The sequence below is a fragment of the Rugamonas aquatica genome, from assembly GCF_009380215.1.
Taxonomy (GTDB): Bacteria; Pseudomonadota; Gammaproteobacteria; order Burkholderiales; family Burkholderiaceae_D; genus Rugamonas; species Rugamonas aquatica_B.
Genome location: NZ_WHUG01000020.1, coordinates 19,794 through 44,001, shown reverse-complemented (window position 1 = coordinate 44,001; position 24,208 = coordinate 19,794). Strand labels below are relative to the sequence as shown.

The 24,208-nt window shown below is 62.6% G+C and carries 26 protein-coding genes, 3 tRNA genes and 1 riboswitch; of the genes, 10 read left to right on the top strand and 19 right to left on the bottom strand.

Annotated elements, in window-relative coordinates:
• Positions 1-66: 66 nt before the first annotated feature.
• From GEV02_RS30015 to GEV02_RS30000, 4 genes are all read right to left on the bottom strand, one after another.
• The gene (locus GEV02_RS30015) at positions 67-768 is read right to left on the bottom strand and encodes a penicillin-insensitive murein endopeptidase (RefSeq protein WP_152841475.1); all 702 of its coding nucleotides are present in this window, start codon (positions 766-768) and stop codon (positions 67-69) included.
• A complete protein-coding gene (locus tag GEV02_RS30010) occupies positions 759-1,274 on the bottom strand; it encodes a hypothetical protein (RefSeq protein WP_152841474.1) in 516 nt (171 codons plus the stop codon). Before GEV02_RS30010 ends, GEV02_RS30015 begins: the two co-directional genes overlap by 10 nt.
• A 9-nt stretch (positions 1,275-1,283) precedes the next feature.
• Positions 1,284-1,979 (bottom strand): hypothetical protein, encoded by a 696-nt coding sequence (locus GEV02_RS30005; RefSeq protein WP_152841473.1) that lies wholly within the window; start codon positions 1,977-1,979, stop codon positions 1,284-1,286.
• A gap of 115 nt (positions 1,980-2,094) precedes the next feature.
• A complete protein-coding gene (locus GEV02_RS30000) occupies positions 2,095-4,041 on the bottom strand; it encodes a phosphatase PAP2 family protein (protein WP_152841472.1) in 1,947 nt (648 codons plus the stop codon).
• A gap of 224 nt (positions 4,042-4,265) precedes the next feature.
• Here GEV02_RS30000 and GEV02_RS29995 point away from each other — a divergent pair, with 224 nt between their 5' ends.
• Positions 4,266-5,810: a PKD domain-containing protein gene (locus GEV02_RS29995; protein ID WP_152841471.1), complete on the top strand. Its 1,545-nt coding sequence runs from the start codon at positions 4,266-4,268 to the stop codon at positions 5,808-5,810.
• A 104-nt stretch (positions 5,811-5,914) separates the two neighbouring features.
• Here the strand turns inward: GEV02_RS29995 and GEV02_RS29990 are convergent.
• Positions 5,915-5,990: transfer RNA gene (locus GEV02_RS29990), tRNA-Lys, on the bottom strand.
• A 150-nt stretch (positions 5,991-6,140) separates the two neighbouring features.
• Between GEV02_RS29990 and GEV02_RS29985 the strand changes: the two genes are divergently transcribed.
• Positions 6,141-6,434 (top strand): DUF6447 family protein, encoded by a 294-nt coding sequence (locus GEV02_RS29985; protein WP_152841470.1) that lies wholly within the window; start codon positions 6,141-6,143, stop codon positions 6,432-6,434.
• Here the strand turns inward: GEV02_RS29985 and GEV02_RS29980 are convergent.
• From GEV02_RS29980 to GEV02_RS29915, 14 genes are all read right to left on the bottom strand, one after another.
• A complete protein-coding gene (locus GEV02_RS29980; RefSeq protein WP_152841469.1) occupies positions 6,421-7,203 on the bottom strand; it encodes a LytR/AlgR family response regulator transcription factor in 783 nt (260 codons plus the stop codon). The two genes, GEV02_RS29985 and GEV02_RS29980, sit on opposite strands and share 14 nt — an antisense overlap.
• A complete protein-coding gene (locus GEV02_RS29975) occupies positions 7,200-8,345 on the bottom strand; it encodes a sensor histidine kinase (protein WP_235923060.1) in 1,146 nt (381 codons plus the stop codon). Before GEV02_RS29975 ends, GEV02_RS29980 begins: the two co-directional genes overlap by 4 nt.
• A gap of 9 nt (positions 8,346-8,354) precedes the next feature.
• Positions 8,355-8,774 (bottom strand): hypothetical protein, encoded by a 420-nt coding sequence (locus GEV02_RS29970; protein ID WP_152841468.1) that lies wholly within the window; start codon positions 8,772-8,774, stop codon positions 8,355-8,357.
• A gap of 61 nt (positions 8,775-8,835) precedes the next feature.
• Positions 8,836-9,858 (bottom strand): tetratricopeptide repeat protein, encoded by a 1,023-nt coding sequence (locus tag GEV02_RS29965; RefSeq protein WP_152841467.1) that lies wholly within the window; start codon positions 9,856-9,858, stop codon positions 8,836-8,838.
• 347 nt (positions 9,859-10,205) lie between these two features.
• Positions 10,206-10,281 (bottom strand) — tRNA-Lys (locus tag GEV02_RS29960).
• Positions 10,282-10,310: 29 nt separating this feature from the next.
• Positions 10,311-10,386, bottom strand: a tRNA-Lys gene (locus GEV02_RS29955).
• 57 nt (positions 10,387-10,443) lie between these two features.
• Positions 10,444-11,199: a tol-pal system protein YbgF gene (gene ybgF / locus GEV02_RS29950; RefSeq protein ID WP_152841466.1), complete on the bottom strand. Its 756-nt coding sequence runs from the start codon at positions 11,197-11,199 to the stop codon at positions 10,444-10,446.
• A 107-nt stretch (positions 11,200-11,306) separates the two neighbouring features.
• Positions 11,307-11,837 carry a peptidoglycan-associated lipoprotein Pal gene (gene pal, locus GEV02_RS29945; RefSeq protein ID WP_008446706.1) on the bottom strand — a complete coding sequence of 177 codons (531 nt, stop codon included), beginning with the start codon at positions 11,835-11,837 and terminating at the stop codon, positions 11,307-11,309.
• A gap of 29 nt (positions 11,838-11,866) precedes the next feature.
• The gene (tolB, locus tag GEV02_RS29940; RefSeq protein WP_152841465.1) at positions 11,867-13,132 is read right to left on the bottom strand and encodes a Tol-Pal system beta propeller repeat protein TolB; all 1,266 of its coding nucleotides are present in this window, start codon (positions 13,130-13,132) and stop codon (positions 11,867-11,869) included.
• A gap of 2 nt (positions 13,133-13,134) precedes the next feature.
• On the bottom strand, positions 13,135-14,076 hold the full coding sequence (gene tolA, locus GEV02_RS29935; protein ID WP_152841464.1) for a cell envelope integrity protein TolA: 942 nt from the start codon (positions 14,074-14,076) through the stop codon (positions 13,135-13,137).
• 15 nt (positions 14,077-14,091) lie between these two features.
• Entirely contained in the window at positions 14,092-14,529 is a 438-nt protein-coding gene (locus GEV02_RS29930) for an ExbD/TolR family protein (protein WP_008446713.1), read from the bottom strand.
• Between the two features lie 15 nt (positions 14,530-14,544).
• Positions 14,545-15,237 carry a protein TolQ gene (gene tolQ, locus GEV02_RS29925; protein WP_070360270.1) on the bottom strand — a complete coding sequence of 231 codons (693 nt, stop codon included), beginning with the start codon at positions 15,235-15,237 and terminating at the stop codon, positions 14,545-14,547.
• 8 nt (positions 15,238-15,245) lie between these two features.
• Positions 15,246-15,659, bottom strand: a complete 414-nt coding sequence (ybgC, locus tag GEV02_RS29920) for a tol-pal system-associated acyl-CoA thioesterase (RefSeq protein ID WP_152841537.1) — start codon at positions 15,657-15,659, stop codon at positions 15,246-15,248.
• Positions 15,660-15,910: 251 nt separating this feature from the next.
• A complete protein-coding gene (locus GEV02_RS29915; protein WP_152841463.1) occupies positions 15,911-16,660 on the bottom strand; it encodes an SDR family NAD(P)-dependent oxidoreductase in 750 nt (249 codons plus the stop codon).
• Between the two features lie 164 nt (positions 16,661-16,824).
• Positions 16,825-16,950, top strand: a riboswitch (ZMP/ZTP riboswitch).
• 98 nt (positions 16,951-17,048) lie between these two features.
• Between GEV02_RS29915 and glyA the strand changes: the two genes are divergently transcribed.
• The 8 genes from glyA to GEV02_RS29875 all read left to right on the top strand — a co-directional run bounded on the left by glyA (position 17,049) and on the right by GEV02_RS29875 (position 24,203).
• Entirely contained in the window at positions 17,049-18,296 is a 1,248-nt protein-coding gene (glyA, locus tag GEV02_RS29910; protein WP_152841462.1) for a serine hydroxymethyltransferase, read from the top strand.
• Between the two features lie 56 nt (positions 18,297-18,352).
• Positions 18,353-18,823 carry a transcriptional regulator NrdR gene (gene nrdR, locus GEV02_RS29905; protein ID WP_043479966.1) on the top strand — a complete coding sequence of 157 codons (471 nt, stop codon included), beginning with the start codon at positions 18,353-18,355 and terminating at the stop codon, positions 18,821-18,823.
• Between the two features lie 115 nt (positions 18,824-18,938).
• A complete protein-coding gene (gene pilV / locus GEV02_RS29900) occupies positions 18,939-19,493 on the top strand; it encodes a type IV pilus modification protein PilV (RefSeq protein ID WP_328595954.1) in 555 nt (184 codons plus the stop codon).
• Positions 19,490-20,446, top strand: coding sequence for a PilW family protein (locus GEV02_RS29895; protein ID WP_152841461.1), 957 nt, complete (start codon positions 19,490-19,492; stop codon positions 20,444-20,446). The genes pilV and GEV02_RS29895 overlap by 4 nt, the downstream gene beginning before the upstream one ends.
• 3 nt (positions 20,447-20,449) lie before the next feature.
• Positions 20,450-20,956, top strand: a complete 507-nt coding sequence (locus GEV02_RS29890) for a pilus assembly PilX family protein (RefSeq protein ID WP_152841460.1) — start codon at positions 20,450-20,452, stop codon at positions 20,954-20,956.
• 75 nt (positions 20,957-21,031) lie between these two features.
• The gene (locus GEV02_RS29885) at positions 21,032-23,176 is read left to right on the top strand and encodes a pilus assembly protein (RefSeq protein WP_235923059.1); all 2,145 of its coding nucleotides are present in this window, start codon (positions 21,032-21,034) and stop codon (positions 23,174-23,176) included.
• The gene (locus GEV02_RS29880; RefSeq protein WP_235923058.1) at positions 23,173-23,634 is read left to right on the top strand and encodes a type IV pilin protein; all 462 of its coding nucleotides are present in this window, start codon (positions 23,173-23,175) and stop codon (positions 23,632-23,634) included. Before GEV02_RS29885 ends, GEV02_RS29880 begins: the two co-directional genes overlap by 4 nt.
• 11 nt (positions 23,635-23,645) lie before the next feature.
• Positions 23,646-24,203 (top strand): GspH/FimT family pseudopilin, encoded by a 558-nt coding sequence (locus GEV02_RS29875; RefSeq protein ID WP_152841458.1) that lies wholly within the window; start codon positions 23,646-23,648, stop codon positions 24,201-24,203.
• The last annotated feature ends 5 nt before the right edge of the window (positions 24,204-24,208 follow it).

Genomic DNA, 24,208 nt, shown 5'->3' with positions numbered 1-24,208 from the left:
CAAGAGCACCACAATACACGCGGATTTTCACTTTAACAATTAGCTGTTGTCAAAGTGCATCAGTTGCTATGAAGGGCGGCAGGGCAGCGAAAAGTCCACGTGATAGTGTTCATCGTGCTTGATCCACGGTGTCGCCTTCATGAAGGTCACGTTGTTGCGCAGGTAGCTGCCGCGTTTTGTTTGCAGCAGCAGTGCCACGAGTTCTTTTTGGAAGATGACTTGCTTGATCCCGACGTGATGTTTTTTCGCCGCTTCGGCAAGTTGGTACAGGTGCTCCGCCATGGCTTCGAAGTCGATGCGCAGATCGCCCAGCGAGCCGGTCGCGTCAAATTCCAGATCGTAGCCAAACTTGTTCAGGGCGCTCGTCGGCAGGGGAACAGACCTGCGTTTGCCGTCGAGCACAGGCACCATGAAATCGACCGAGAGTCCGGCCTGGTGGGTGCGGTGCGGTTTGAATGGCCCGCCGTTGGCCCATCCTGTTTCGCCATACACGAATCGCTTTTCTGGCGCAGTGAGATACACGGCGTTGTATGCGTCGACGACGATGTCGCGAACGGTTTGGTGTACATACGTCCTGCCAAGCGATACCCCCAAGCTGCTGTACGGGACGAAGTTTTTTCCGGCAGCGGGAAGTTGCACGCCGTCTTGCAGGCGGCCGTTGGCGACGGTGCCATAGCAAGTGCTCGCGCTGGCGGATGCCAGTGGAATGGCGGAAAGTAACATGGCTAACAAGAGCAGTTCGCCTATCTGCTTGGGCTTCAATGGCATTGCTCTCCTCTATAGTCGGTGCTTGGCAAGACGTTCGGCTCTCCCTCCCGCTGCGGCTCGCCTTCAATCCGGAAGTGCCTGAAGAATTTGAATTTCCGATTGACGCCACGCGGATCGGAAAAAAACGGCAGGGCAAACTCCTGTTCGGCCAGCATCACCAAGCGCCAGGCGATGCCACCGAAGAAGCGAAACGTCAGCGCATTCGGGGGCTGCAGGCTTAGCTCGGAAAATACGCCGGTGGAGTACATCGCGCCGAGCACGGCCGCGTCGATCAATATCATATTGGCGTCGAACATATAAATTCGCAGCATGTCTTCGAAGGGGATGTCATCGGTGAAGAAGGCGACGCGACAGCCTTGCCACTCCAGGGCTGCTTCAAGTACCGCTCCTGTCACGATCAACCCAGTGGGCTTGCCGTCCAGTAGCAGCTCGGAAGACGCCAGCTCCGTATCCGTGTAGGGCGACGCCTGCCGTATCGCGAATTCTGAAGTCGAAAGTAGTCTCACGAGCTTGCTCTACCATATAAAGCCAGCGCCGAAGGCCGGCAGCGCGCCACCGACAAACGCACCTATTGTCACACATACAGGCGCGCCAGGGCCGCACACCAATCCCGCGAGAGCGCCAGCCGCAATGCTTCCGCCGATACCCGCAGTGGTGGTGACGAGTTCTCGTTTGACCGCCGTGGATTTGTCGCGAGCGGAGAGGACGTTGTACGTCGATAGTGCTAGCGACAGCAGAATCACGCTGCGGCCCACGTACGATAGCCGTAGCACGTTGCGTGTAATCGCGGGTTGAGATCTGCCGGCCGAGGCCACAATTTCGGCAAATACGCGGTTCTGCTTTGACGTAGTGAGCTTTGCGAAGGCAGCATTTTTCCCAAACAGCTTTGCGGTTTTTTCGGCGACCAATGCCGTCATGCCACGGCCCTCAGCCTTTGTGTGTTCTGCGAAAGCGCGTGCAACGGGCGTAGTGCGCGATCTGGTGAGTTGCATGACGGCGTTTCGCGTGGCCTGTGCCTGCTCCGCCGCTTGAGCCCAGGTCAGCTTTCCTGCCGCGACATCCCGGCGAAGTTTGTCTGACATGGCCTTTATCTCGCGCGCGTAAAATCGGCGCGCGGTGGAATCAATCTCCAGATGCATCCCCACGCTGGCCGTAGTGGCTTCCAATGATTTGATTGCGTTTTCGAATGCTTCTTCGTCGGACTGCTGCATGGTGGGCTCCTGTCAAAGGTATTTGACGAGAGTACTGTGATGCGGGCTGAGGGCATTTGAAGGGGCGCAAGATTGAGCAATCGCCCGGGCAGTGCGCGCCCGGGCGTTGTGCGGCTTAGCTGCCGATGGTCAGCGTCAACGTGGTGGCGCTGTAGTTGGGCGTGACGTTGGCGAAGCCATCCACCGCGATGGTGGTGAACTTGCCCTTCAGGCTGGCCGCTGTGATGACGGTCAACACATCACCCGCCTTGGGCTTGTAGCCGTTGACGAACTTCACGCGCAGCGTCCCGCCGGCAATGGTGGCGGTGGCGGACACGGCCAGGCTGCCCTGGCTGCCGGCGGCGCCAAGGTCCAGCTCCAGCGTGGTGCTGCCGCTCAGCTGGGTATATTTGCCGGCGACCTTCAGCGGGGCAGGGGCGTTGGCCACCAGCGTGCCGCCGCTGACGTAGACGTCGCCCGCACCGAACGCGGCGGCGGAGTCGCCTTGCAGCGTGCCGGCCGTCAGCTCGGTGCCGCCGGTCCAGCTGTTGGTGCCGGCCAGCTTCAGCGTGCCCGTGCCTTGCTTGATCAGCTTGCCGGTGCCGCCGATGTCATTGCGCCAGCGGTCCACCGCGTTGAAGCCGCCCTTGCCGGCGTCCATGACGATGATGACGTTGCCGCTGAACGCGCCATAGCCGTCCGCCGCAGCGAACAGGTTCAAGCGGCCCCAGCCCTCGGCGTCATCCATGACCGGATAGCCCGACGGCAGCGCGGTGGTCTTCAGCACCACGCGGCGCTGGGCGTCGCTCAGGTAAGGCTGGCGGGTTTCCAGCAGCACTTCCGCGCCTTTCGGCACGGCGGCGGCGGCATTGGTGGCGGCGACCGGCGCGAAGCCGTAGGTGCTGCGGCGCAGGTAGTTGGCCTTGTTGGCGGCGTAGTCGGCAAAGCGGTCATTGGCCACGGTGCCGGACTGGGCATAGGCGGCAAAGCTGTCGGCGGTGGTGCCGGTGGCCGCCATCAGCGTGGCGTGCGCCTGGGTGACGGCTGCGGCTTTTCTGGCCGCGTTGGCCGGATCCGCCAGGTTGGCGGCGGCGCTGGCCTGGCCGAGGATGCGGCCGCTCAACACATCCAGCGGCGAATGCATGCCGGCCAGGATGCGCGATTCGCCCAGCTCCAGGCCACGGCTCAGCATTTCCTGGAAACGCTCCGGCACCGCATAGGCCATGGCGACCGCGTCGCGCGCGGCTTCGGCCGAGTGGCCGCTGGTGAAGCCGCCGTCGGTGGCCGGCGTGCTGCTCTTGGCCGGCACCAGCGTCGGCAATACCTGCACGCTGCTGCTCCAGCGGTAGGGGCGGGCGTATTTGTAGAAGCGCTTGGCCGGCTCGGTGGAGGCGTTGCCGCCGACCAGGTTGACCAGGTCGACCACGCTGCCGAAGCTGGCGTTGGCGCTGCCAGCGACACCGGTGTTGTTGCCGCTGTCGTTGTACAGCACGCTGGTGGCGTCGGCCGCGACCGTGTTGATGCTGGTGGTCTGCTGGGCGGCGGTGCGCCAGGCGCCGGTCAGCGGACCCATGCCGTCGGTGACGCTGTAGCCTTTGCCACGGCGGTCGTCCAGATAGGCTTGCACCGCTTGTTCCGCCGTACGGTTGGCGGTGGCTTTGATGACGTAGTCGATATTGGCCTGATGCACGGCGGCGTTGACCACTTTGCCGTCCGGGGTGCCGTCGTTGGGCACGCCGGTCCAGGTCGAGGCGACCACGGCCGGGTAGCCGTCGGCGGCGGGCGCGGTGACGCCGGCGTCGACGATTTCGGTCAACGGTTTCCACACATCGAGGAAGCCGCCCAGGATGCGGACGCCGGCGTTGGTGGCCAGCGTCGCGTAGCGGGCGTCGCCGCGCTGGTTGGTGGCGACGGTGTCGACAAAGGCGGTGGCCGATGGCGGCGGCGCCACTTCAGCTGCACCCTGGTCGGCTGGCGCTGCCGGGATCACCAGCGGTTCTTCAGTGGGGGAGCCGCCGCAGGCGCTCAGGGCTAATCCGATACTCAGGGCCAGGATATGGGGACGCGGTGAAAACAAAGGCATATAGGTAGCGTACGAAGGTGGAAAACGCACCAAGGTAGTGGCGCCATATGACAGGGCGGTTACGCAGCGGCCGAAAACGCTTCCTGGCAGAAATATTATCGTTTGATACCGAAAACGATATCGATGACTATTTATACTTAAGTAAAGTTTCCTATTTTCAATTTAATTTTTTGGCAATATGATTGCCGTATCTAAATTTGGGAAACTGGACATGAAGATTGCAATTGTGCGCGCCCACAAACCGGCGCCGTCCCTGCTGCACGGGTACGCCATCGATCGGTGCGGAAGTTGCGCTGAGCGGCGCGGCAAGCTCCGATCCCGAGGCCGGCGCCCTGACCTATGCCTGGACCCTGCAATCCAAGCCGGGCGGCAGCAATGTGTCGCTGCCGTCGTCGAACGCGGCTTCCTTGAAGTTCACGCCTGATCTCGGCGGTAACTACGTGGTGCGCTTGCGCGTGACCGACCCGGTCGGCGCCTTCTCGGAGCAGGATCTGACGGTCACTGCCACCAACCACGTGCCCGTGGCGGTGCTCGACAAGAGCGCGCTGACCGTGCTGGCGGGCGGCGTGGTCACCGTCTCGGGCGGCTTGAGCTACGACGAGGACGCTGACCCGCTCAACTACAACTGGACGCTGGGCAGCAAACCCAGCGGATCGTCCGCGGCGCTGGCCAAGCCCGATGCGGCCGAGCTGTCCTTCACGCCGGATCTGCCGGGCACTTACACCCTGTTGCTCAAGGTCAGTGACGGCAAGCGTGCGGTGACGACCCGCCAGGATGTGAAGGTGCTGGCCCAGCTCAGCGGCTCGGTCGCCTTGCCATTTACGCCGCTCGCGACGCGCTACAGCAAGTCGCTGGACAAGGCGGTGATGGTGGCGAGCGGGCCGGATGCGCTGAAAATCGTCGATCCATTCAGCGGCGTGATCAAGTCGGTGATTTTGCCGGCCGCTTACAAGGCGATGAGCCTGAGCCGCGACGGCAAGCTGGCCGCCGTGCTGCACGAGGGACTGGTGACGCTGGTGGATCTGCAAACGGCCAGCATCATCCGCACCAGCGCCACTGGTGGCGCGCAGACCGAAGTGATGCTGATTAATAGCGGCCTGGTGTACCTCAGCGGCCAGACCGGCGGGCAGTGGTACTCGCCATCGGTATCCGCGCTGAATGCGCGCACCGGTGTGACGCTGGCGCCGGGAACTAGTCCAACCGGCTTCGGCTACTTCTACAGCACCATGCATGGCATTTATTCGCCGCTCAATCACAAGGGGTATGCCGTATCCGAGGGGTTGTCGCCGGTGGACATTTCCTTCTTCGCCACCGATGCGGCCAGCGATGCCGTCACCATCTACGGCGATTCGCCTTATCACGGCGATTATCCGATCGGTTTGACCTTGTTCCTGTCGTCGAAGGAGGACTGGGTGTTCACCTCGCTCGGCACCTACTTCCGCGCCGATACCTTGCTGTACGGCGGCAAGCTGGCGCTGACGGGCACGCTGGCGTCGCTGAGCCAATCGGACGCACTGGAGACCTTGGCGATTGCCAGCACGCCAGGCAGCTATCCGGACTATGCGGCAACCTACCCGAGCACCTACAGGCGCTATACAGGCGAGCTGATACAGTTTGCGGGCGACTTGAATTTCCCGCCCGTCAATGGTCAGACCAGCTACGGCCGCAATATCTTCCATAGCGCCGGCGGCAACCACGTGGCGCTGGTGCAGACCGGCAGCGCGACGCAGAACGCAAGCGGGTTGAAGTTCTATTTGATTTATCGCTAGTCTGAGCATCCCAAAGCCCATGAGTTCATGGGCTTTTTTGTATGGGCTGACGCAGAAACAAAAAAGCCCACGAACCGAAGTTGGTGGGCTTTCTTGAGGTATCTTGGTAGGCCGTGCGGGATTCGAACCTGCGACCAACGGATTAAAAGTCCGCTGCTCTACCAGCTGAGCTAACGACCCAAGGGGCCAGCATGATAATGCGCGGAACGGAATCTGACAAGCCCTAACAGCCGCAGGAGGGCGCAGGCGCCCTTGGCGAGGCGTGCCGGTTAGACATACAATCACGGTCGACTGGGATTTTCGGCCCGGATACGATAATCAAGGAAGACGATGACTTTACCGCAATACGTTACGATCAATGGCACCTCCTACGCCTCCGCCAACCTGAACGAGGCTGCCAGGATTCAGGCCGCCAACATCCAGGCCGTCGACGCCGAACTGGCCCGCTTGCAGCAACAAACCGCATTCGCCCAGACCGCTCGCAACGCCTACGCCAACGCCCTGATTGAAGCGGTCAAAGGCCGCGAGGCCGCTGCCCCGGCAGAGAAGCCGAAAAAGCCGCGCGCCCCGCGCAAGCCCAAGGCCGCTGCCGCGCCCGGCGTAGCCGCACCTACATCTCTTTAAAAACCTGCAAGTAGCTGCGGCTGACCGGTAGGCGCTCGCTGCGACCCTTGAGTTCAATATCGGCGGTTTCATTCTCGCCGCGCGTGACGCAGCGGATTGACCGCAGATTGACGACAACCGAGCGATGTACCTGGGCAAACTGCTTTGGGTCAAGTTGCGCGATCAGCTCTTTCAGCGGCATCCGTATCAGCGCTTCGGCGGCTTGCCCTTCATCGCGGTATGCCACCAGCGTGTACTTTGTGTCGCTCTTGAGAAAGTCAATGTCATCGACCGGGATCATCCGCAGGGAGCTGCCCACGGTGGCGCGCACCCAGCCCATGGGCTCCGGTTGGTTGAGCTTGAGTCGCTCCGCCAACTGCGCCAGCAGTGCATCGGTGTGCACTGCTGGTTGATGCGTTTGCAAGCGCGCCTGCAGTCGCGCCACCGTCTCGGCGAGGCGAGCGGCGGTGACCGGCTTGACGAGATAGTCCAGCACGCCATGTTCGAAAGCATCCAGCGCGTACTCGCCAAAGGCGGTCACAAAAACCAGGTGCGAACGCTTGCCTATCTGGCGCGCCACCTCAATGCCGCTCAGGCCGGGCATGTGCACGTCCAAAAAGCAAATCGTTGGCTGATGCTGCTCGAACAGTTCGACGGCCTGCCGGCCATTGCGCGCCTGCGCGACGATTTTCAGCTCCGGCCAAGCGGCGGCCAGGCGCGCCTCCATGATCTCGCGCAGCAGCGGTTCGTCGTCGGCAATCAAGGCCGTGATAGGGGAGGCTGGGGTCATTTTGGCTCGATAGTAAATTCAATCACGACTTGCACGCCATGCGGTTCCACTTCGCTCAAGTCCATCGTCGCGCTGGCGCCGTAGGCCCAATGCAGACGTTCGCGCAGCGCCGCCAGCCCGGTGCCCAGGCCGCGGCCGGTCGCCTGCAAGCCCACACCGGTGTCGCTGACGCTCAAGCGGCAGCGCCCGTCGCCTATCAAATCGGCGCGAACGACGATGCGGCCGCCTTCTTCGCTGGGATCGATGCCGTGCTGGACTGCATTCTCGACCAGCGTCAGCAGCGTCATCGGCGGGCAGCGCAGCAGGTGGACGCCGGCGCCGGTATGCAAATCGAATGCAAGGCGATCGGGCATACGCATTTGCATCAACTCCAGATAGGCGCGCACCAGCTCCAATTCCTGGTTCAGCGTGTTGGCAGAGCCGTCCAGGCGCGGCACCGCTGCGCGCAAGTAGTCCGTCAGGCTTTGCAGCAGCTGCGGCGCACGCGGCGAACCCGCCTCGACCAGCGCCTGTACATTGGCCAGGGTATTGAACAGAAAATGCGGCTGTGCCTGGGCGGTGAGCAGGCGCATGTGGGCATCCAGCGCCTGGCGGGCCATCTCAGTGCGCTCCAATTCGAATTCGATCGCTTGCTTCTCCGCCCTGGCCTCGCGCTGGCGCAACAAGGCGGCCAGCGCAGTCCAGGGCGCCACCAGCGTACCGACAAACAACATCGTCATGAAACCATTCAATCGCTTCGGTTCGTCCCAGAATTGCGGTGCACCCGGAGGCGTGCCCAGCTTGAAGAAAAGGAAGATGGTGACGGGCACCGTCACGCCGACCGCAATTACTTGCAGCACCCAGCGCGCCAACCATCTGGGAAGCCGGCGTGGCCATTGCTCGAACAGGCCAAAGGCCAGCAGCACCGCCAAGCCTGTGCAGTACACCCGAATCGGCAGGCGCAAGGTAAACGTCGCATAGTTGAGACTCAGCAAAGCAAACAGCAGGGTGCAGATGGCGGCGGCTGTACACACGCGGCGCCAGCCAAATAAGGCCCGCCAACGGAAATTCAGCGCCTGCGGAGCGACTTCGAGAGCAGGAGTGGGTAGCATGGCGACAGGATACTCCGATAATTGAGGCGCGAAAACAGAGAGTATGTCCAAGGCCCTTCATCACCGCCAGCGCTGGCCAGGTTTTCTGAAATAGTGGTGCGCGATATAACGCCAGGGCAAGACCAGCGGCGTGATCACGATACCCGCCAGGCAAGCATAGAAGGATTCCTCGACGCCGGGAGTCATCGCCCCATGCTGCCACAAAGGGTAGGCAATGGCCGCAATCCACACGGTCTTCCAGACCAGCTCGAAAATCAGCAAAGGCAGCATTTGCAGCGGGTAGCGCAAGCCCCACACGCACAGCATCGACAAGGCCAGCAGCATGGCCACCATCTCCCCGCGACGCTGCGCCCACAGGGCCCAGCGGTCGCTGTGATGCAGCAACGCAGGCCAAAATGAGAGTGCCAACCCCACTGAAACCATCAAATATAGCGCACGCAACAGGTACAAGCGCCACACGGGCACGTCGTCGTCGCTCATGTTGCATTCTTTGTGTGACGGTGCGGCAGGAGAGGATATGCGAAGTTTCATGGCGCGCTTTCTAGTTGATTTGGCTCAGGCTCTTGCGGGCGCTTTCCAGATTGGCCGGGTTGGCGCGCTTGTTGGCGAGGTAGCGCTCGTAAGCCGCCTTGGCCTGCGCCTTGTCTCCCTTGGCCAGATAGGCATCACCCAGCCGGTGGTCGATCGGGTATTCGGCGGCATCGCCCAGGGCCCGGGCCCGCTCCAGGTTGCGGATCGCCTCGTCCGTTTGGCCCTGCGCGGCGTAGACCCGGCTCATGCCGTAAAAGCCACTTGCCGTATCGGGTTGATCGCGCTGCAGCGTCTGATACAGGCGCGTGGCCCTGGCCAGGTCTTTGCTGTCATTCAAAAAGACCTTGGCCAGCTGGGTGGTGGCTTCACGTACCTCTTTGCGCATGGCACCATCCTGGCTCGGTTTGAGCGCCAGCAACTCGCTCTCCATCTCCGCCCATTTCTTGTCCTCGGCGGCGATGTGGACGCGGATGATGCGCGCAGTCTCGGGCTGGCTGCTGCGCACGGCGGCTTCCAGGTCCCTGGCCTTGGAGAGGCTGCCGCCCAACATGCCGGGCAAGGTCACATACAGCTTGGCCAGCTGCACCCGGGCCGTAAAGCTGCCCGGATCCAGCTCCAGCGTGCGGATCCAGGCGTCCTTCAAGGTCCCCGCGCTGCGCATGGCTTTGGCCATCCCCATATTGACCATCTGCATACCGAGGTTCTCGGCCGCTGCCAGATGGCAGGCCGCCGCCATCGGGTGCTGCTCAATGCATAGCCTGGCCTGCCTGGCGCCGGCATCGAGCCGTTTGGCATCGCCGGCGTCGACAAAAGTGAGTGCCAGCGACAAGGCCGCGCTGGCTTCTGCGTCGCCGGGATTGGCTTTCAAGCGCGCCTGGGCAAGTTGCTCCAGGTCGGAATATTTGCCGGCGTCTTGCAGCGACTCGAACCGGGGATCTTTAAAGGTGGCGGCTTGGACAGTGCCAAACGCGCCCAGCAGTATCAGGGTGGCCATGGCGCAGGAGGCGCGTGAGGGCATAAATGGGATGTTCATGGTTGGTTTCTCGGGCCGGCGGCCGGTTATGTGGAGCAAGGAGTGCGGAGTCCCGTGTGGTGCACGTTTGTACAGGGCCGGGCAATTGTGTTCCGCTTTTCCTGCATCCCGACAGGCATTCCGACGAGCCACGCCATCCGGGTCTTAAGTCACGCCCGGACGCGATGAATGACGCTGCGCGCAAAGCGGTGGCGGCCACCGTCACTCAGCGTGGCATGTTCATGATTATCGGTGGCTGGGCCGCAGTGGGCGACCTGAACTGTTGTTGTTTTGGCCAGGGGGGTAAAGGAACGCAAAAAAGGCTTACGCGCCGGAGCGGGTAAGCCTTCATTGGTACTGCGTATTCTTGGTAGGCCGTGCGGGATTCGAACCTGCGACCAACGGATTAAAAGTCCGCTGCTCTACCAGCTGAGCTAACGACCCAAAGGTGTGTAACCTTGGTTTTCTTCGAATGGTAGGCCGTGCGGGATTCGAACCTGCGACCAACGGATTAAAAGTCCGCTGCTCTACCAGCTGAGCTAACGACCCCCGAAGAAGCGAGATTATAGGGGGTAATGGCTCGTGCTGTCAAATACCCCCGGGTAATTATTTGCCGCTGAGGCGTTCTTTTGCCGTCACCGCTGCCGCCGAGTCAGGATAGGCCTTGATCAGGTCCTGCAGCGTCTTCTTGGCGGCCTTGTCCTTCAGCTCGCTCTGGCAGCTGGCGATGTTGAGCATGGCTTCCGGCGCGCGCGGGCTGTCCGGGTAGTTTTTCAGCACCAGCAGCTGGGCCGAGATCGCGCCCTTGCAGTCGCGCTGCGCGAAGTAGGAGCTGCCCAGGTAGTACTGGGCGTTGGCCGCGTAGCTCGACCCCGGATAGCGCTGCAGGAACTCGGTGAACGCCGTGCCGCCAGCCTTGTAGTCGCCGGCGAGGAAGATCTTGTAGGCCGCCTCGTAGGTCTTCTGCTCGTTCGGGTCCACTTGCGCGGTCTTGCCGTCGATGGTCACTTCGCGCGGCTCCAGCTTGCGCAGGCGGGCGTCCAGGTCGACGTAGAAATCTTTCTGGCGCTTTTGCGCATTCGCCAGCTCGTTGCTCAGCACTTCGATCTGGCCGCGCAGCTTGGCCACTTCCTGCAGCGTCACTTCGTTTTGATTGACCAGGTCCAGCGTGCTGGACTTGTCGGATTTGGTGTCGATGCGGGCGTTCAGCTCGCCGCGCATGGCTTCGACCTTGGCGCGCAGGTCGAGCAGGGCCTTGCGGGCTTCGTCATCGTCGAACAGCCCGGCATGGGCTTGCAGCGGCAGCCAGGTCAGCGCGGCCAGCAGGGCGGCGCTCAGGCCGGATTTGGAGAGTTTCATCATGTCGGGCGCTTTCACACAAATCTAAAAGGAAACGGGGCGGGGCGCGGTGTTATCCGCGCGCCGCCCCGTATTATGCCTGTGACCCGGCAAAAGGGTAGTGCTTTCGATTACTTGTAGACGATGTCTGCACGACGGTTTTGTGCCCATGCCTCTTCGTTCGAACCGGATGCTTTTGGCTTCTCTTTGCCCAGCGATACGGCTTCGATCTGCGATTCCGGCACGCCCAGCGTGGTCATCGCTTTACGCACGGCTTCGGCGCGCTTCTGGCCCAGGGCCAGGTTGTACTCGGCGCCACCGCGTTCGTCGGTGTTACCTTGGATCAGGATCGAGCGGGCTTTGTTCTTGGCCAGGTAGGCTGAGTGGTTTTCCACCACTGGCTTGCCGTCGTCGCGCACGACGTAGCTGTCGAAGTCGAAGTACACGCTGCGGTTGGCCAGCACGCCTTTAGGATCGTCCAGCGGATCCAGCGATTTGGTTTCGACCGGAGCGACGGTACGGGTGTCCGGCTGCGGCTGTGGTTTCTGTTCGACTTGACGCTCTTCCACTTTTGCCGGCTCGGCGATTTTGACCGGAGTCGAGCAAGCGGACAGGATGGCGGCGGTGGTGACGATGAAGGCTAAGCTGCTGAGTTTACGCATTTGATTCTCCTAGTGATGAAAGGTAAAAATTACTGCATGAATGGACCCCAGGTGGGCTCCTTGATGTTGCCCGCCTGTGTGGTCAGGCGTTGCTTCACACGTCCATCCACCGAGACCACAGCCAGCGATTTGCGGCCGCCGGCTTGAGTGGCGTACATGATGTATTTGCCGTTCGGGGCAAAGCTTGGGTACTGGTCGTCCGTGCTGTCGGACAGGCGCTGCTCCTGGCCGCTGGCCAGGTCCATTGCGTACAGCTGGTAGTTGCCGTCGCGGCGGGAGATGTAGGCCAGCGTCTTGCCGTCGGCCGATACGCGCGGGCTGATGTTGTAGTTGCCGGTGAAGGTGACGCGCTTGGCGTCGCCGCCGTCGCCGTTCATGCGGTAGATCTGCGGTCCACCGCTGCGGTCGCTCATGAAGTAGATGCTGCCGTCCGGCGCGAAGTTGGCTTCGGAATCGATGCCGGCGCTGTTGGAGACGCGCTTGAGGTTGCCGCCGTCGGCGTTGACGGTGTAGATCTGCGTATGGCCGTCCTTGGACAGCGACACCGCCAGCTTGTTGCCGGTCGGCGCCCACACCGGCGACGAGTTGCTGCCTTTTTCATTGGCGACGACGGTGCGCGCGCGGTTGATCAGGTTCTGCACGTAGACCACCGGCTTCTTCTGTTCGAACGATACGTAGGCGACCTTGGTGCCGTCCGGCGACCACGATGGCGAAATGATCGGTTCGTTGGAGCGCAGCGCCATCTGTTCGCCTTCGCCGTCGGCGTCGGCCACCAGCAGTTCGTAGTGGCGCTTGTCGTATTCCTTCACGTAGGCGATGCGGGTCGAGAAGGCGCCGCGGATGCCGGTCAGCTTCAGGTACACATCGTCGGCGATGTTGTGGGCGGTCAGGCGGGTGAACTGCGGCGCGCGCGCCACGTTCAGTTGCGACAGCTCGCTCTGCTTGACGGTGTCGAACAGCTTGTAGCGCACTTCGAAGTCGCCGGCGGCGGACTTGGCGACGGTGCCGACGACCAGCGCGTCGGCGCCCTTGGCTTTCCAGTTGCCGTAGTCGATATTGCTCATGCTGGTGATGACGCCGGCGTCGATCAGCTTGAAGGCGCCGCTGCGCTCCAGGTCGGCCTTGATGATGGCCGAGATCTGTTGCGGGGCGATGTTTTCGTCGGCGAAGCCAGCCACCGCGACCGGGATCTGGTTGCTGCCGACGCCGGAAATCTCGATCCGCATCTGGGCGAGGGCGCCACCGGCGGCCAGCGCCAGCGTGGCGGAGAGGATTGCTAGTTTCAGTTTTTTCATAATCAGTGCATATCCTTCATGTTGAAATCGGCGACAAACTCGCGCTCTACCGTACCATCTTTTTTCTTGGGCAGTGGTGACGATTTGGCAATCGCGTTTTCAATCGCGCTATCGTAAGCGGCAGAGCCGCTGCTCTTCATCTTGCGCACGCCGATGATCTCACCGGTCGGCAGCTGGGTGATCTGGTAGGTCGCGCTCAGCGTATCGTCGACCGTGCCGTACACCAGGTTGCTCTTGATCTTGGCCCGGATCGCCGCCTGGTAGCCGCCATCGACGCGCCCGCCAGTCGAGGTGGCGGCGGTGCCGGTGCTGCCCTTGGCGGCGTTGCCGGTGATGCGGCTCAGCTCGGCGGCGAAGGCCTTGTCCTTGGCGGCCTTCTCGGCTTTCTCGGCTTTTTCCTTGGCGGCCTTTTCAGCGGCGAGTTTTTTCTTGTCCTTCTCGGCCAGTTCCTTCTTGTCTTTCTCGGCCTGTTCTTTTTCGTCCTTCAGCTTCTGCTCGGCGGCCTTCTTGTCGGCCAGTTTCCTGGCTTCCAGCTTGGCCTGCTTCTCGTCGGCTTCCTTCTTCAGCTTGGCTTCCTTGGCCGCTTCGAGTTTTTCCTGTTCGAGCTTCTTCTTCGCCTTCAGGCGTTCGAGGGCGATGTCCGGTTCCTTCGGCGCCGGCGGCGCTTCCACCGGTTTCGGCGGAGCGGCCTTGACCACCGGCTCAGGCTCCGGTTCGGGTTCCGGCTCGGGCTTGACGACGGGCGGGGCCGGCGGCGCGGCGTCCTGCACCTTCATGTCCCAGATCTCGGCCTGCACTTCGGTCGGCTGATTGTTCTGCCAGCTCACGCCCACCCACAGGAACAGCAGCAGCACGGCGTGCATGGCCGCGGCCAGCACGACGGAGCGCCAGCCTTCATTCTGTCGCGGTACTTTGTAGGGGCCGCCTGCTGTTGCGGGTTTCATCGTATGCACTGTGATTTACTTGGTCGACAAACCGACCCGGTTGATGCCCATCTTCTTCGCTTCCGAGATCAGCTGGATCACGTCGTCGTACTTGCTTTCCTTGTCGCCGGCGATCAGCACCGGATAGTCCGGATGGTCGCTGTGGATGGCGCGCAGCTTCTTGACCAGCGCGTCGCGGTTGGGCGCGGTTTCCGGCGCCTCTTCACCCTTGCCCTTGACGCCGATCGACAGCGCGCCGTTCGGCTTGATGACCACTTGCACGTAGTCGCTTGGCGGCTTGGTGGATTTTTCCGCGCTCGGCAGGTCGACCACGCTCGGGTCGTTAGCCGACGGCATCACCATGAAAATAATCAGCAGCACCAGCATCACGTCGATGTAGGGCACGACGTTGATCTCGGACTTGAACTTGCGGCCGCGGCCGCCGCGCATGCTGCTGGAAAAAGAGGAAGCCATGATTGCTCTGCCTTCTTAACGCGACTGACGTTGCAGGATGTTGGAGAACTCTTCGACGAAGCTTTCGAAGCGGATCGCCAGACGGTCGATATCGTGCGAAAAACGGTTGTACGCGACCACGGCCGGGATCGCCGCGAACAGGCCGATGGCGGTGGCGATCAGCGCTTCGGCAATGCCGGGGGCGACCGCTGCCAGCGTGGCCTGCTGCACATTGGCCAGGCCGCGGAAGGCGTTCATGATGCCCCACACGGTGCCGAGCAGGCCGATGTACGGCGACACCGAACCGACCGAGGCCAGGAAGGCCAGGTGCGATTCCAGCACATCCATCTCGCGCTGGAAGGCGGCGCGCATGGCGCGGCGGGCGCCGTCCAGGATGGCGCCGTGGTCCATGGTTTCGCGGGCCGAGGTGTAGGCGGCCTTGCTCTTGATGAACTCGCCCATGCCGGCTTCGAAGATGCGCGCCAGCGGGCCGCTGTTGGCGCGGTCCTTGCCGGCGTTCTGGTGCAGCGCGTGCAGGTTGCCGCCGGCCCAGAAGGTTTTCTCGAATTCGATGGTCAGGCGGCGCGCCGAACGCACGGCGAACATCTTGCTGAAGATGTAGGTCCAGCTGGTCAGCGAAATGACGAACAGCAGCGCCATAATCAACTGCACGATCAGGTGCGCGTTGGTGATGAGGGACAGGAAGGAGAGGTCTTGGGTGACGTTCATGTATGTGTTCAGTCTGTTTTGATGGTACTACGCATTTTTTCAGCAACCGCTGGCGGCACGGCGCGCGGGCTCAGGTCCGAGCCGACGCAGCCGACCTTGACGCGGGCAGTGTTCAGCAAACGTTCGCCACACCACGCCTGCTGCACAAACTGGATCGAGGCGTGGCCTAACTTTTCGATACTAAGTGTTAATTTTAGTTCATCGTCCAACTTGGCAGGCGCATGATACTCCGCGCTGACGCTTTTGACGACGAACAAGACGTCATGTTCCTGCAGTAAAGCGTGCTGTTCGACATGGATGGCGCGCAGCCATTCGGTGCGGGCGCGCTCAAAGAATTTGAGGTAGTTTGCGTAATAGACGATACCGCCGGCGTCGGTGTCTTCGTAATAGACCCGTACGTTCCAGATAAACTCTGCTGGCATGTTATTTTGACTACTAGTGAGATTGAGCAACATTCTACGCGATTTTATTGTTTTCGTTGAAGCTAGGACGGGGTAATTCACGTCAAATCCGATGTTCGTGCGGATTTTTCAACTGGCGCGCAAAAGATTGCACTTACAACAGTAAAGCGTTTTCCCGGCAACTTGCCAAGGATTGTAACAACCGCTTACGAATCACTTCAGGAATGAAACGCTGGCTAAGCCCCTCTTAAGCAAGAGGGGCCGAAACTCAGTTACAGATTGCGCTTGATCGTCAGCGGACCGTAGCCCTGGCAGGTCGGCATCATCTCGATGCGGTTGATGTTGATGTGGGCCGGCAGCGTGGCGATCCAGTAGGCAGTGTTGGCGATGTCTTCGGGGGTCAGCGGCTCCGTGCCTTCGTAGACCTTGGCCGCCGCCGCGTCGTTACCCTTCAGGCGCACGTTGGAGAACTCGGTGCCGCCGCACAGGCCGGGCGCCAGGTTGGTGGCGCGCACGCCGGTGCCCACCAGGTCGGCGCGCAGGTTCAGCGTGAACTGTTCGACGAAGGCCTTGGTCGCGCCGTAGACGTTGCCGCCAGGGTAGGGCGTGTCGCCCGCCACCGAGCCCAGGTTGATGACGGTGCCGCTGCCGCGCGCCACCATTGCCGGCAGGATGGCGCGGGTCATGGCGACCAGGCCGCTGCAATTGGTGGCGATCATCGTATCCCAGTCTTCCAGCGACGATTCGTGCGCCGGGGTGACGCCCAGCGCCAGGCCGGCATTGTTGATCAGCACGTCGATCTGCGACCACTCGGCCGGCAGGCTGTCCAGCGCGCCCTTGATCGAGGCTTTGTCGGTCACGTCGAGCACGATGGGGCGGGCGGCTGCGCCCAGCTCGGCCGCCAGGGCTTGCAGGCGGTCCTCGCGGCGGCCGCTGACCAGGACCTTATGGCCGTTCTGGACGAAAGTGCGCGCCATGGCGGCGCCGAAGCCGGCGGTGGCGCCGGTGATGAAGACGATCATGTTCTATCCTTGCGGTTATGTGAAAGCCAGAGTGGAAACGATGGTCAAGTGTAGCCGAAATGGCAGTATGGCTTATCTCTCCTATCAAAATCGGCATAAGATTGCCTTTTAGGCAATCATTTCCTTGCTCAAATCTGGCGCATAAATTACAATCGGGCTTCCATTACGTCTCACGTAACTGGCGAAAAGCTCTGATAGTCACCAATTTGGTGCGTGGCGATCGGTCAGCGAAAGGTGGGCATCCACCGGGAAACGTGAGATTTCAACAGCCGTTCGCCTGGGCAGCCATCGATGGAAATGCACGAAGAGGCTGCCTGTCCGCTATCGGCTTCCCTCATTCGATCCAACCTGCCAGTAACAAGTTACTCAATTTGATTGGAGTTTTTACATGTTCGCAAAAGATCACACCCTCGCCAGCGTTGACCCGGAATTGTTCGGCGCGATTCAAAACGAAAACACCCGTCAGCACGATCACATCGAACTGATCGCGTCGGAGAACTACACCTCGCCAGCCGTGATGGAAGCGCAGGGTTCCCAGCTGACCAACAAATACGCCGAAGGCTACCCAGGCAAGCGCTACTACGGCGGTTGCGAGTACGTCGACGTCGTCGAGCAACTGGCGATCGACCGCGTCAAGCAGCTGTTCGGCGCGGAAGCGGCCAACGTGCAGCCTAACTCGGGCTCGCAGGCCAACCAGGGCGTGTTCTTCGCCGTGCTGAAACCAGGCGACACCATCATGGGCATGTCGCTGGCCGAAGGCGGCCACCTGACCCACGGCATGCCGCTGAATATGTCCGGCAAATGGTTCAACGTGGTGTCCTACGGCCTGACCGCTGAAGAAGACATCGACTACGAAGCCATGGAAGTGCTGGCCAAGGAACACAAGCCTAAGCTGATCATCGCCGGCGCGTCGGCCTTCTCGAAAAAGATCGACTTCGAGCGTTTCGCCGCTGTCGCCAAGGCTGTTGGCGCCTACTTCATGGTCGACATGGCGCACTACGCCGGTCTGATCGCCGCCGGCCTGTACCCTAACCCAGTGCCGCACGCCGACTTCGTCACCTCGACCACGCACAAATCGCTGCGCGGCCCGCGCGGCGGCATCATCCTGATGAAGGCCGAGCACGAGAAAATCATCAACTCGTCCATCTTCCCAGGCATCCAGGGCGGCCCGCTGATGCACGTGATCGCCGGTAAGGCTGTCGCGTTCAAGGAAGCGCTGACCCCTGAGTTCAAGGCTTACCAGCAACAGGTCGTCATCAACGCCGACGTGCTGGCCAAGACCCTGATCAAGCGCGGCCTGCGCATCGTCTCCGGCGGCACCGAGTCGCACGTGATGCTGGTGGACCTGCGTCCTAAGAACCTGACCGGCAAGGAAGCGGAAGCGATCCTGGGCGCCGCCCACATGACCTGCAACAAGAACGGCATCCCTAACGATCCGCAGAAGCCGTTCGTGACTTCGGGCATCCGTCTGGGCTCGCCAGCGTTCACCACCCGCGGCTTCAAGGAAGCGGAAGCGGAACAAGTCGGCAACCTGATCGCAGACGTGCTGGACAATCCGCACGACGCAGCGACCATCGACCGCGTGAAAGCGGCCGTGAAGGTTCTGGCTGACAAGTTCCCTGTCTACGCCAAGTAATCTGCAGTACCGCGACGCCGGCCTGTGCCGGTGTCGCGTCACCGAATAGCGCCCATATGAAATGTCCGTTTTGCCAGCATGAAGATACCCAGGTTCTCGATACGCGTGTATCCGAGGAAGGGGATTCGATACGCCGGCGCCGGCGCTGCGGTAAATGCGATAAACGATTTACCACGTATGAGCGCATCGAACTGGTGATGCCGTATGTGGTCAAGAAGAACGGCAGCCGTACCGAGTACGCAGCCGCCAAACTGCGCGGCAGCCTGACGCTGGCCTTGCGCAAACGTCCCGTGGCGGCGCCCGCCGTTGACGCGGCGATATTGTCGATCGAAGAAAAGCTGCTGACCAGCGGCCAGCGCGAAGTCGACACCGGCTACATCGGCGAGCTGGTGATGCAGGAGTTGAAGCGTCTGGACAAGATCGCGTATATCCGGTTTGCATCGGTTTATAAAAACTTCGAAGACCTGGCCGAGTTCCAGGATGCGATTGCCGAAGTCGGGCAGGAACGCAAGCCGCGTAAGGCTTAGTTTCGTGCACGTTGTACGCCGGCCTACGGCTGGCGCACCTTTGATACACCTCATATTCCCTACAGTAGCCACTGCTAACTTCTAGCTCAGTCTTGTCGACTTGCGGAGGTGTGCCGTGCGTGCACGCGCTGATATGCGGGGCTTTACACTGCTGGAGATACTGGTCGCCGTGCTGTTGCTGGCGGTTGGCATCGCGGGCGGCGTGGCGATGCAGCTGTCGGCGCTGCGCGCGCGGCATCAGGCGGCGATGTTGTCGCAAGCGGCTTATGTGGCCACGGGCCTGGCCGAACGCATGCGCGCCAACGCCGTGCAAATGCGCCTGGCCGATGGCGCCAATCCCTATCTGACCTTGGACTACGATGCGCTGACCGAACCGCTGCCGCCGGCGCCGTCGTCGCTGTGCTATGGCGCCGCGTGCGACGCCATGCAATTGGCGATGTTCGATCTGTACGAAACCAAAATGCAGGTGAGTATGTATCTGCCGGCCGGCCGCATACGTGTATGCCGCGACGGCGGCGCCACCTTGCGCTGGGCTTGCGGCGGCAGCGCGGGAGCGCCGGTGGTGGTCAAGGTCGGATGGCACGACAGGAATCCCGATGGCACGCCGCGCAAGGATGCCGGCGGCGAGTTCGTGCCTGCCGTGGCCTACGCCGTGGGAGCGACGCGATGAGCGCGCGGCCTTTATCTGTGCGCGGCTGGACCGTGATCGAGTTCGCCATTGCGCTGGCGCTGGGCTTGATCGTGGTCTTGCTGGCCAGCGGCTTGCTGCTGTCGGCCGGCAGCGGTTATCGCAATCACAGTGAGAACATCGGCCTCAACGACGGCGGCCGCCATGCGCTCGACATCATGGCGCGGGCGATACGGCAAGGCGCTTACATCAACTGGGATAGCAAGGTGGCGCCGGTCGAGCTCGATGACGCCGCCCCTGCGTCGATCGCCGGCCTGGATGCCCGCAGTATCGGCCGCAACAGTGCCGATATTTCGGAAGTACTGCCGGCGGTGGCGCATGGCAGCGATGTGCTGGCCTTGCGCTTTTCCGGCTCGGGCGAGGGCGGCAATGGCGACGGCTCCAGCCTCAACTGCGCGGGCTTTGGCGTCGCCGTGCCGCACGATGAGGATGGTCGTGGCTGGAGCATTTTCTATGTCGCTGCCAATGGCGACGGCGAGGCGGAGCTGCGCTGCAAATATCGCGGCGCATCCGGCTGGGGCGCGGACGCCATCGTGCGCGGCGTCGATTCGTTCCAGGTGCTGTATGGCGTGGATACCGATACGCCTGCCGACAATATTCCCAATGCCTATGTCAACGCCAGCGGCGTCGATGCGATGGATGCCGCGCTGCTGCTGTCTGGCGCGACGACGGACGAGCGCCTGCGCGATTTGCGCCGCAAGACTTTCTGGAAGCGGGTGTGCAGCGTCAAGGTGGCCTTGCTGCTGCACGGCGACAGCAATACCCGCGCCGATACGGTGGCGACGCGCTTCGATCTGTTCGGCCCGGCGTATTCCGAAGCGCATGGCGATGACGAGGGCGTGCGCGTCACGGAGGCAAGCTTGCCGCCGGCGCAGCGGGCGCGGGCGCGGCGGGTGGTGGGCATGACGGTGGCTTTGCGCAATCGGGGCGGCTAGATCATGGCGGTCCAACGGCAGCGGGGCGTGGTGGTGTTGATGTGCCTGATGATGATGCTTCTGGCGATGTTGCTGGGCGTCTCGGCGGCGCAGATGAGTTTGCAGGGTGAGAAGGCAGCGCGTGGCGAGCGGGATCGGGACGTGGCGTTTCAGGCGGCGGAGGATGCCTTGGCGGATGCGGAGCACGATATTCAGGATGGCGCGGGCGAGGTCGGTGCCTGCGATGCGTCGCCGGTCTGGCAGCGGGTGGATTTGTCCGGCGTGGAGGATGGCGGCGCGTGCACGCTCGGCTACGGCGCGCATACCGGGGCGGCGATGCTGACGGCTGAAGGTGTGCTGCCGTTTAAGAAGCCGCGCTATGTGGTGGAGCGGATGGAGTGCCATCAGCCGGGCGAGGATGCGTCGGCTGGCGGAGCGGTTGCGCATTGTTATCGCGTGACGGTGATCGGCTTCGGCGCGCGGCCGGCGACGGAGCTGGTCTTGCAAACCGTGTACAGCAAGCTGGAGTGAGGAGGGGGTATGCGAGTTGCTGGCGATAGTACGCTGTCAGGGCATGGCAGGCACTGGGTGCGGATGGCGGCGCGCATGTTGTCGTGGATGCTGATCGGCTTTCTGTTGCTGTTGTTGCCGATGCTGGCGGTCGGCGTGCGCGCCGCGCCGCCGGTGCTCGATCTCGCGAGCGAGCCGCTCACTGCCGCGTGTCGGCCGGCGTCGCCGGGCGGCGCGCGAATTGCGGGAGCATCGTTGTTGGCGATGGCGTCTGCTGTCGCATCCTCTGCGTCCACGGTACCTGCGGCATCCGGTGGCGATTTATTCGGCGCGACCATGGACGCGGGAGATTGGGGCGGGCATTTTGAGCGCTTTGCCTTGCCTGCGGCGGGCGTCGCGTTGCCGCCATCGGCCGCCGCGTTGTGGGATGCGGGAGCGCTCCTCACCGGCGGGGCTGGGCGCGCGCCGTCCCCGGCGCCTGAGGCGCGCAAGGTGTACACGGCTGTCGTGCAGAACGATGGCAAACTGGCCGGCATACCGTTTTCCTGGCTCGCTCTGTCGGATGCGCAGCGGGTGTTGCTCGATCTGCCGCCGCCGTCGCCGCACGCGGTGGCTGCCGACGGGCTCGGCGAGCGTCGCGTTGCCTATCTGCGTGGCGAACGCAGCGATGAAGGGGCGCTGTTCCGCCGGCGCACCAGCGTACTTGGCGACGCCATCAACAGCACGCCGGTGCTGGTCGGTCCGCCGTCCGGGGCCTCGCTGGATGCCGACTATCTTGCCTTTCGCGAGCGTCACAAAAGCCGCCGCCCGGTGATCTACCTCGGCGCCAACGATGGCATGCTGCACGCCTTCGATGCCGGCACTGGCAGCGAGCTCTACGCCTATGTGCCCGATGCCTTGTTGCCTGCATTGAACCGCCTGCCCGACCCCGGTTACGTACACCGCGCCTACGTCGATGGCCCCGCCAGCAGTGGCGACGCGCTGATCGCGGGCAGCTGGCGAACGGTCCTCGTCGCCGCGATGGGCGGCGGCGCGCAGGGCTTGTTCGCATTGGATATCAGCGATCCCGAAGCGTTGGATGAACGTGCCGTACTATGGGAGTTCACCGACCGCGACGATCCGATGATGGGCAACATCACCACGCTACCTCAGGTCATCAAGGTGCGTACCAGTCATGGAGCGGGTGTGGCGACTTACCGCTACTTCGCCGTCGTCTCCAGCGGATTGAACAACTACGCGCGCGACGGCCATCGGAGTGGTGCCGGCAAGGGAGCCTTATTCCTGCTGGCGATGGACAAGGCGCACGATGCGCCGTGGCGGCTGAACGTCAACTACTTCCGCCTCGTCACGCCAATATCCGATCCATCTATGGCCAACGGACTGAGCGCACCAGCTTTGATTGCCGACCGTGACGGTGCGTTGAATTACGCTTATGCCGGGGACCTGCAAGGCAATCTGTGGCGTTTCGATTTCAGCAGTTGGCCGGGCGCGGCTGCCAAGGCGCTGTTCGTCGCCCGTGATGGCGACGGCAACCGTCAGCCCATCGCGCAGCAGCCGATGGTGGCGTACGCGTCGGGTGGCGGCTACCTGATCCTGTTCGGCACCGGCCGGCTGCTCGCCAGGAACGATTTGGCGGCGACGGACTTCACTACGCAATCGTTCTACGCGATCCATGACAGCTTGTCCGTGCCGATGGATGTCGTCACCGGCCGTCGCCAGCTCACCGAGCGCGTGCTGGCGTCGTCAGGCGGCGACCTGCTGAGCATAGGCGGCGGTACGATGGAGGCGGGCAGTAAAGGCTGGTATGTCGACTTCCTGCAGTCCGCGCTCACGGGGGAACGCAGCATTGGCGGCGGCAAGCTGGTTGGCGGTGCGGTCGTCTTCAATACCTTGCTGCCGGGAGCGGACAAGTGCGATGCCTCGCGCAGCCGAACGTATGTGCTGCAAGCGTTGAGCGGCCTGCCGGGCGGGCTCAGTGCGGCCAGTGTTGCGCCGGCCGCGCCCATCGTCGGCGTGCTGCAAGCGACGTATTCGGCGGTGCCGTCGCTGGTGCAGCAGTCGGCGAGCCGGGCACCGCCCGATCCGACCGGGCAGGTCGTGGTGGAGAAGGGCTACGCGGTCGTCAATGCGTCAGCGCGCGAGACTGTGGTGGCCGGCAGCGTCAAGGTGCGCTTGCGGGCAGGCCGGCTCAGTTGGCGCGAGGTGGCCAATTGGCGCGAGCTGCACGAGGCCGTAAAATGATGGCCGTCCGTGCACGCGCCCACGCGTTCAGCATGATCGAATTGCTGATCGTGCTGGTCATACTGTCCGTGCTGGCCGCGCAGCTGCTGCCCAGTTTTCGAGAGCACGTGATACGCTCGCGCCGCGCCGAAGCACAGGCCGCGCTGCTGCAACTGATGCAGCAGGAAGAACGCTATTACACGCAGACTAATACCTACATCGCTTTCTCATCCGGCACGACGGATCCGGAAGCCCACCAGTTCAAATGGTGGAGCAGCAACGGCGCGGCGACCAGCGCCTACGAAATCGAAGGCAAGGCCTGCGACGGCGAGCTGATCTCCCAGTGCGTGCAACTGATCGCCACGCCGGGCACAGCGCTGGTCGATGCCAGATTCCGAGACGAGGATTGCCGACAGCTCAAGCTGACCAGCAGCGGTCTGCGCCTCGCCACCGGGCCGTCCACCCGTTGCTGGCCGTGAGGGCGCACACGATGCCAGGCCACGCTTCCCGCCACGGTCACACGCTGACCGAACTGCTGATCGTGCTGGTGTTGGCGGCACTGCTGTTCGGCGTTGCCGTGCCCAGTTATCAGGCCGCGCTCAAGCGGCAGCAATTGCGGATCGCCGTCAACGACCTGGTCGCCGCCATCAACCTGACGCGCTCGCATGCGATGGCGCGCGGCGGCAAGGTGCTGCTGGCGCCGCTGGAAGCGTCCGGCACCTCGTGGCGCCAGGGCTGGGCCGTGTTTATCGACGATAATGGCAACCGCCGCCCCGACCCCGGCGAACGGTTGTTGTTCCAGCACGGCGCCATCGCCGACGGTATTGTCGTCGCGTCCGTCTTCTCGTCTGGTGCAGCGCCGCTCTACCTTGCTTATAATGCTGCAGGGCGCGCTTGCAGCGCCAGCAACAGCCTGGCCGCGCGCTGGGGCACGCTGTCGCTGACGCAAGGCGAGAACGTGCGCAACATCAAAATCAATATGCTGGGCCGGGTGCGCGTCTGCGATCCGGCAGTGGACGGCGCAAGCTGCGCCAGCGCGACTGACTAAGGACA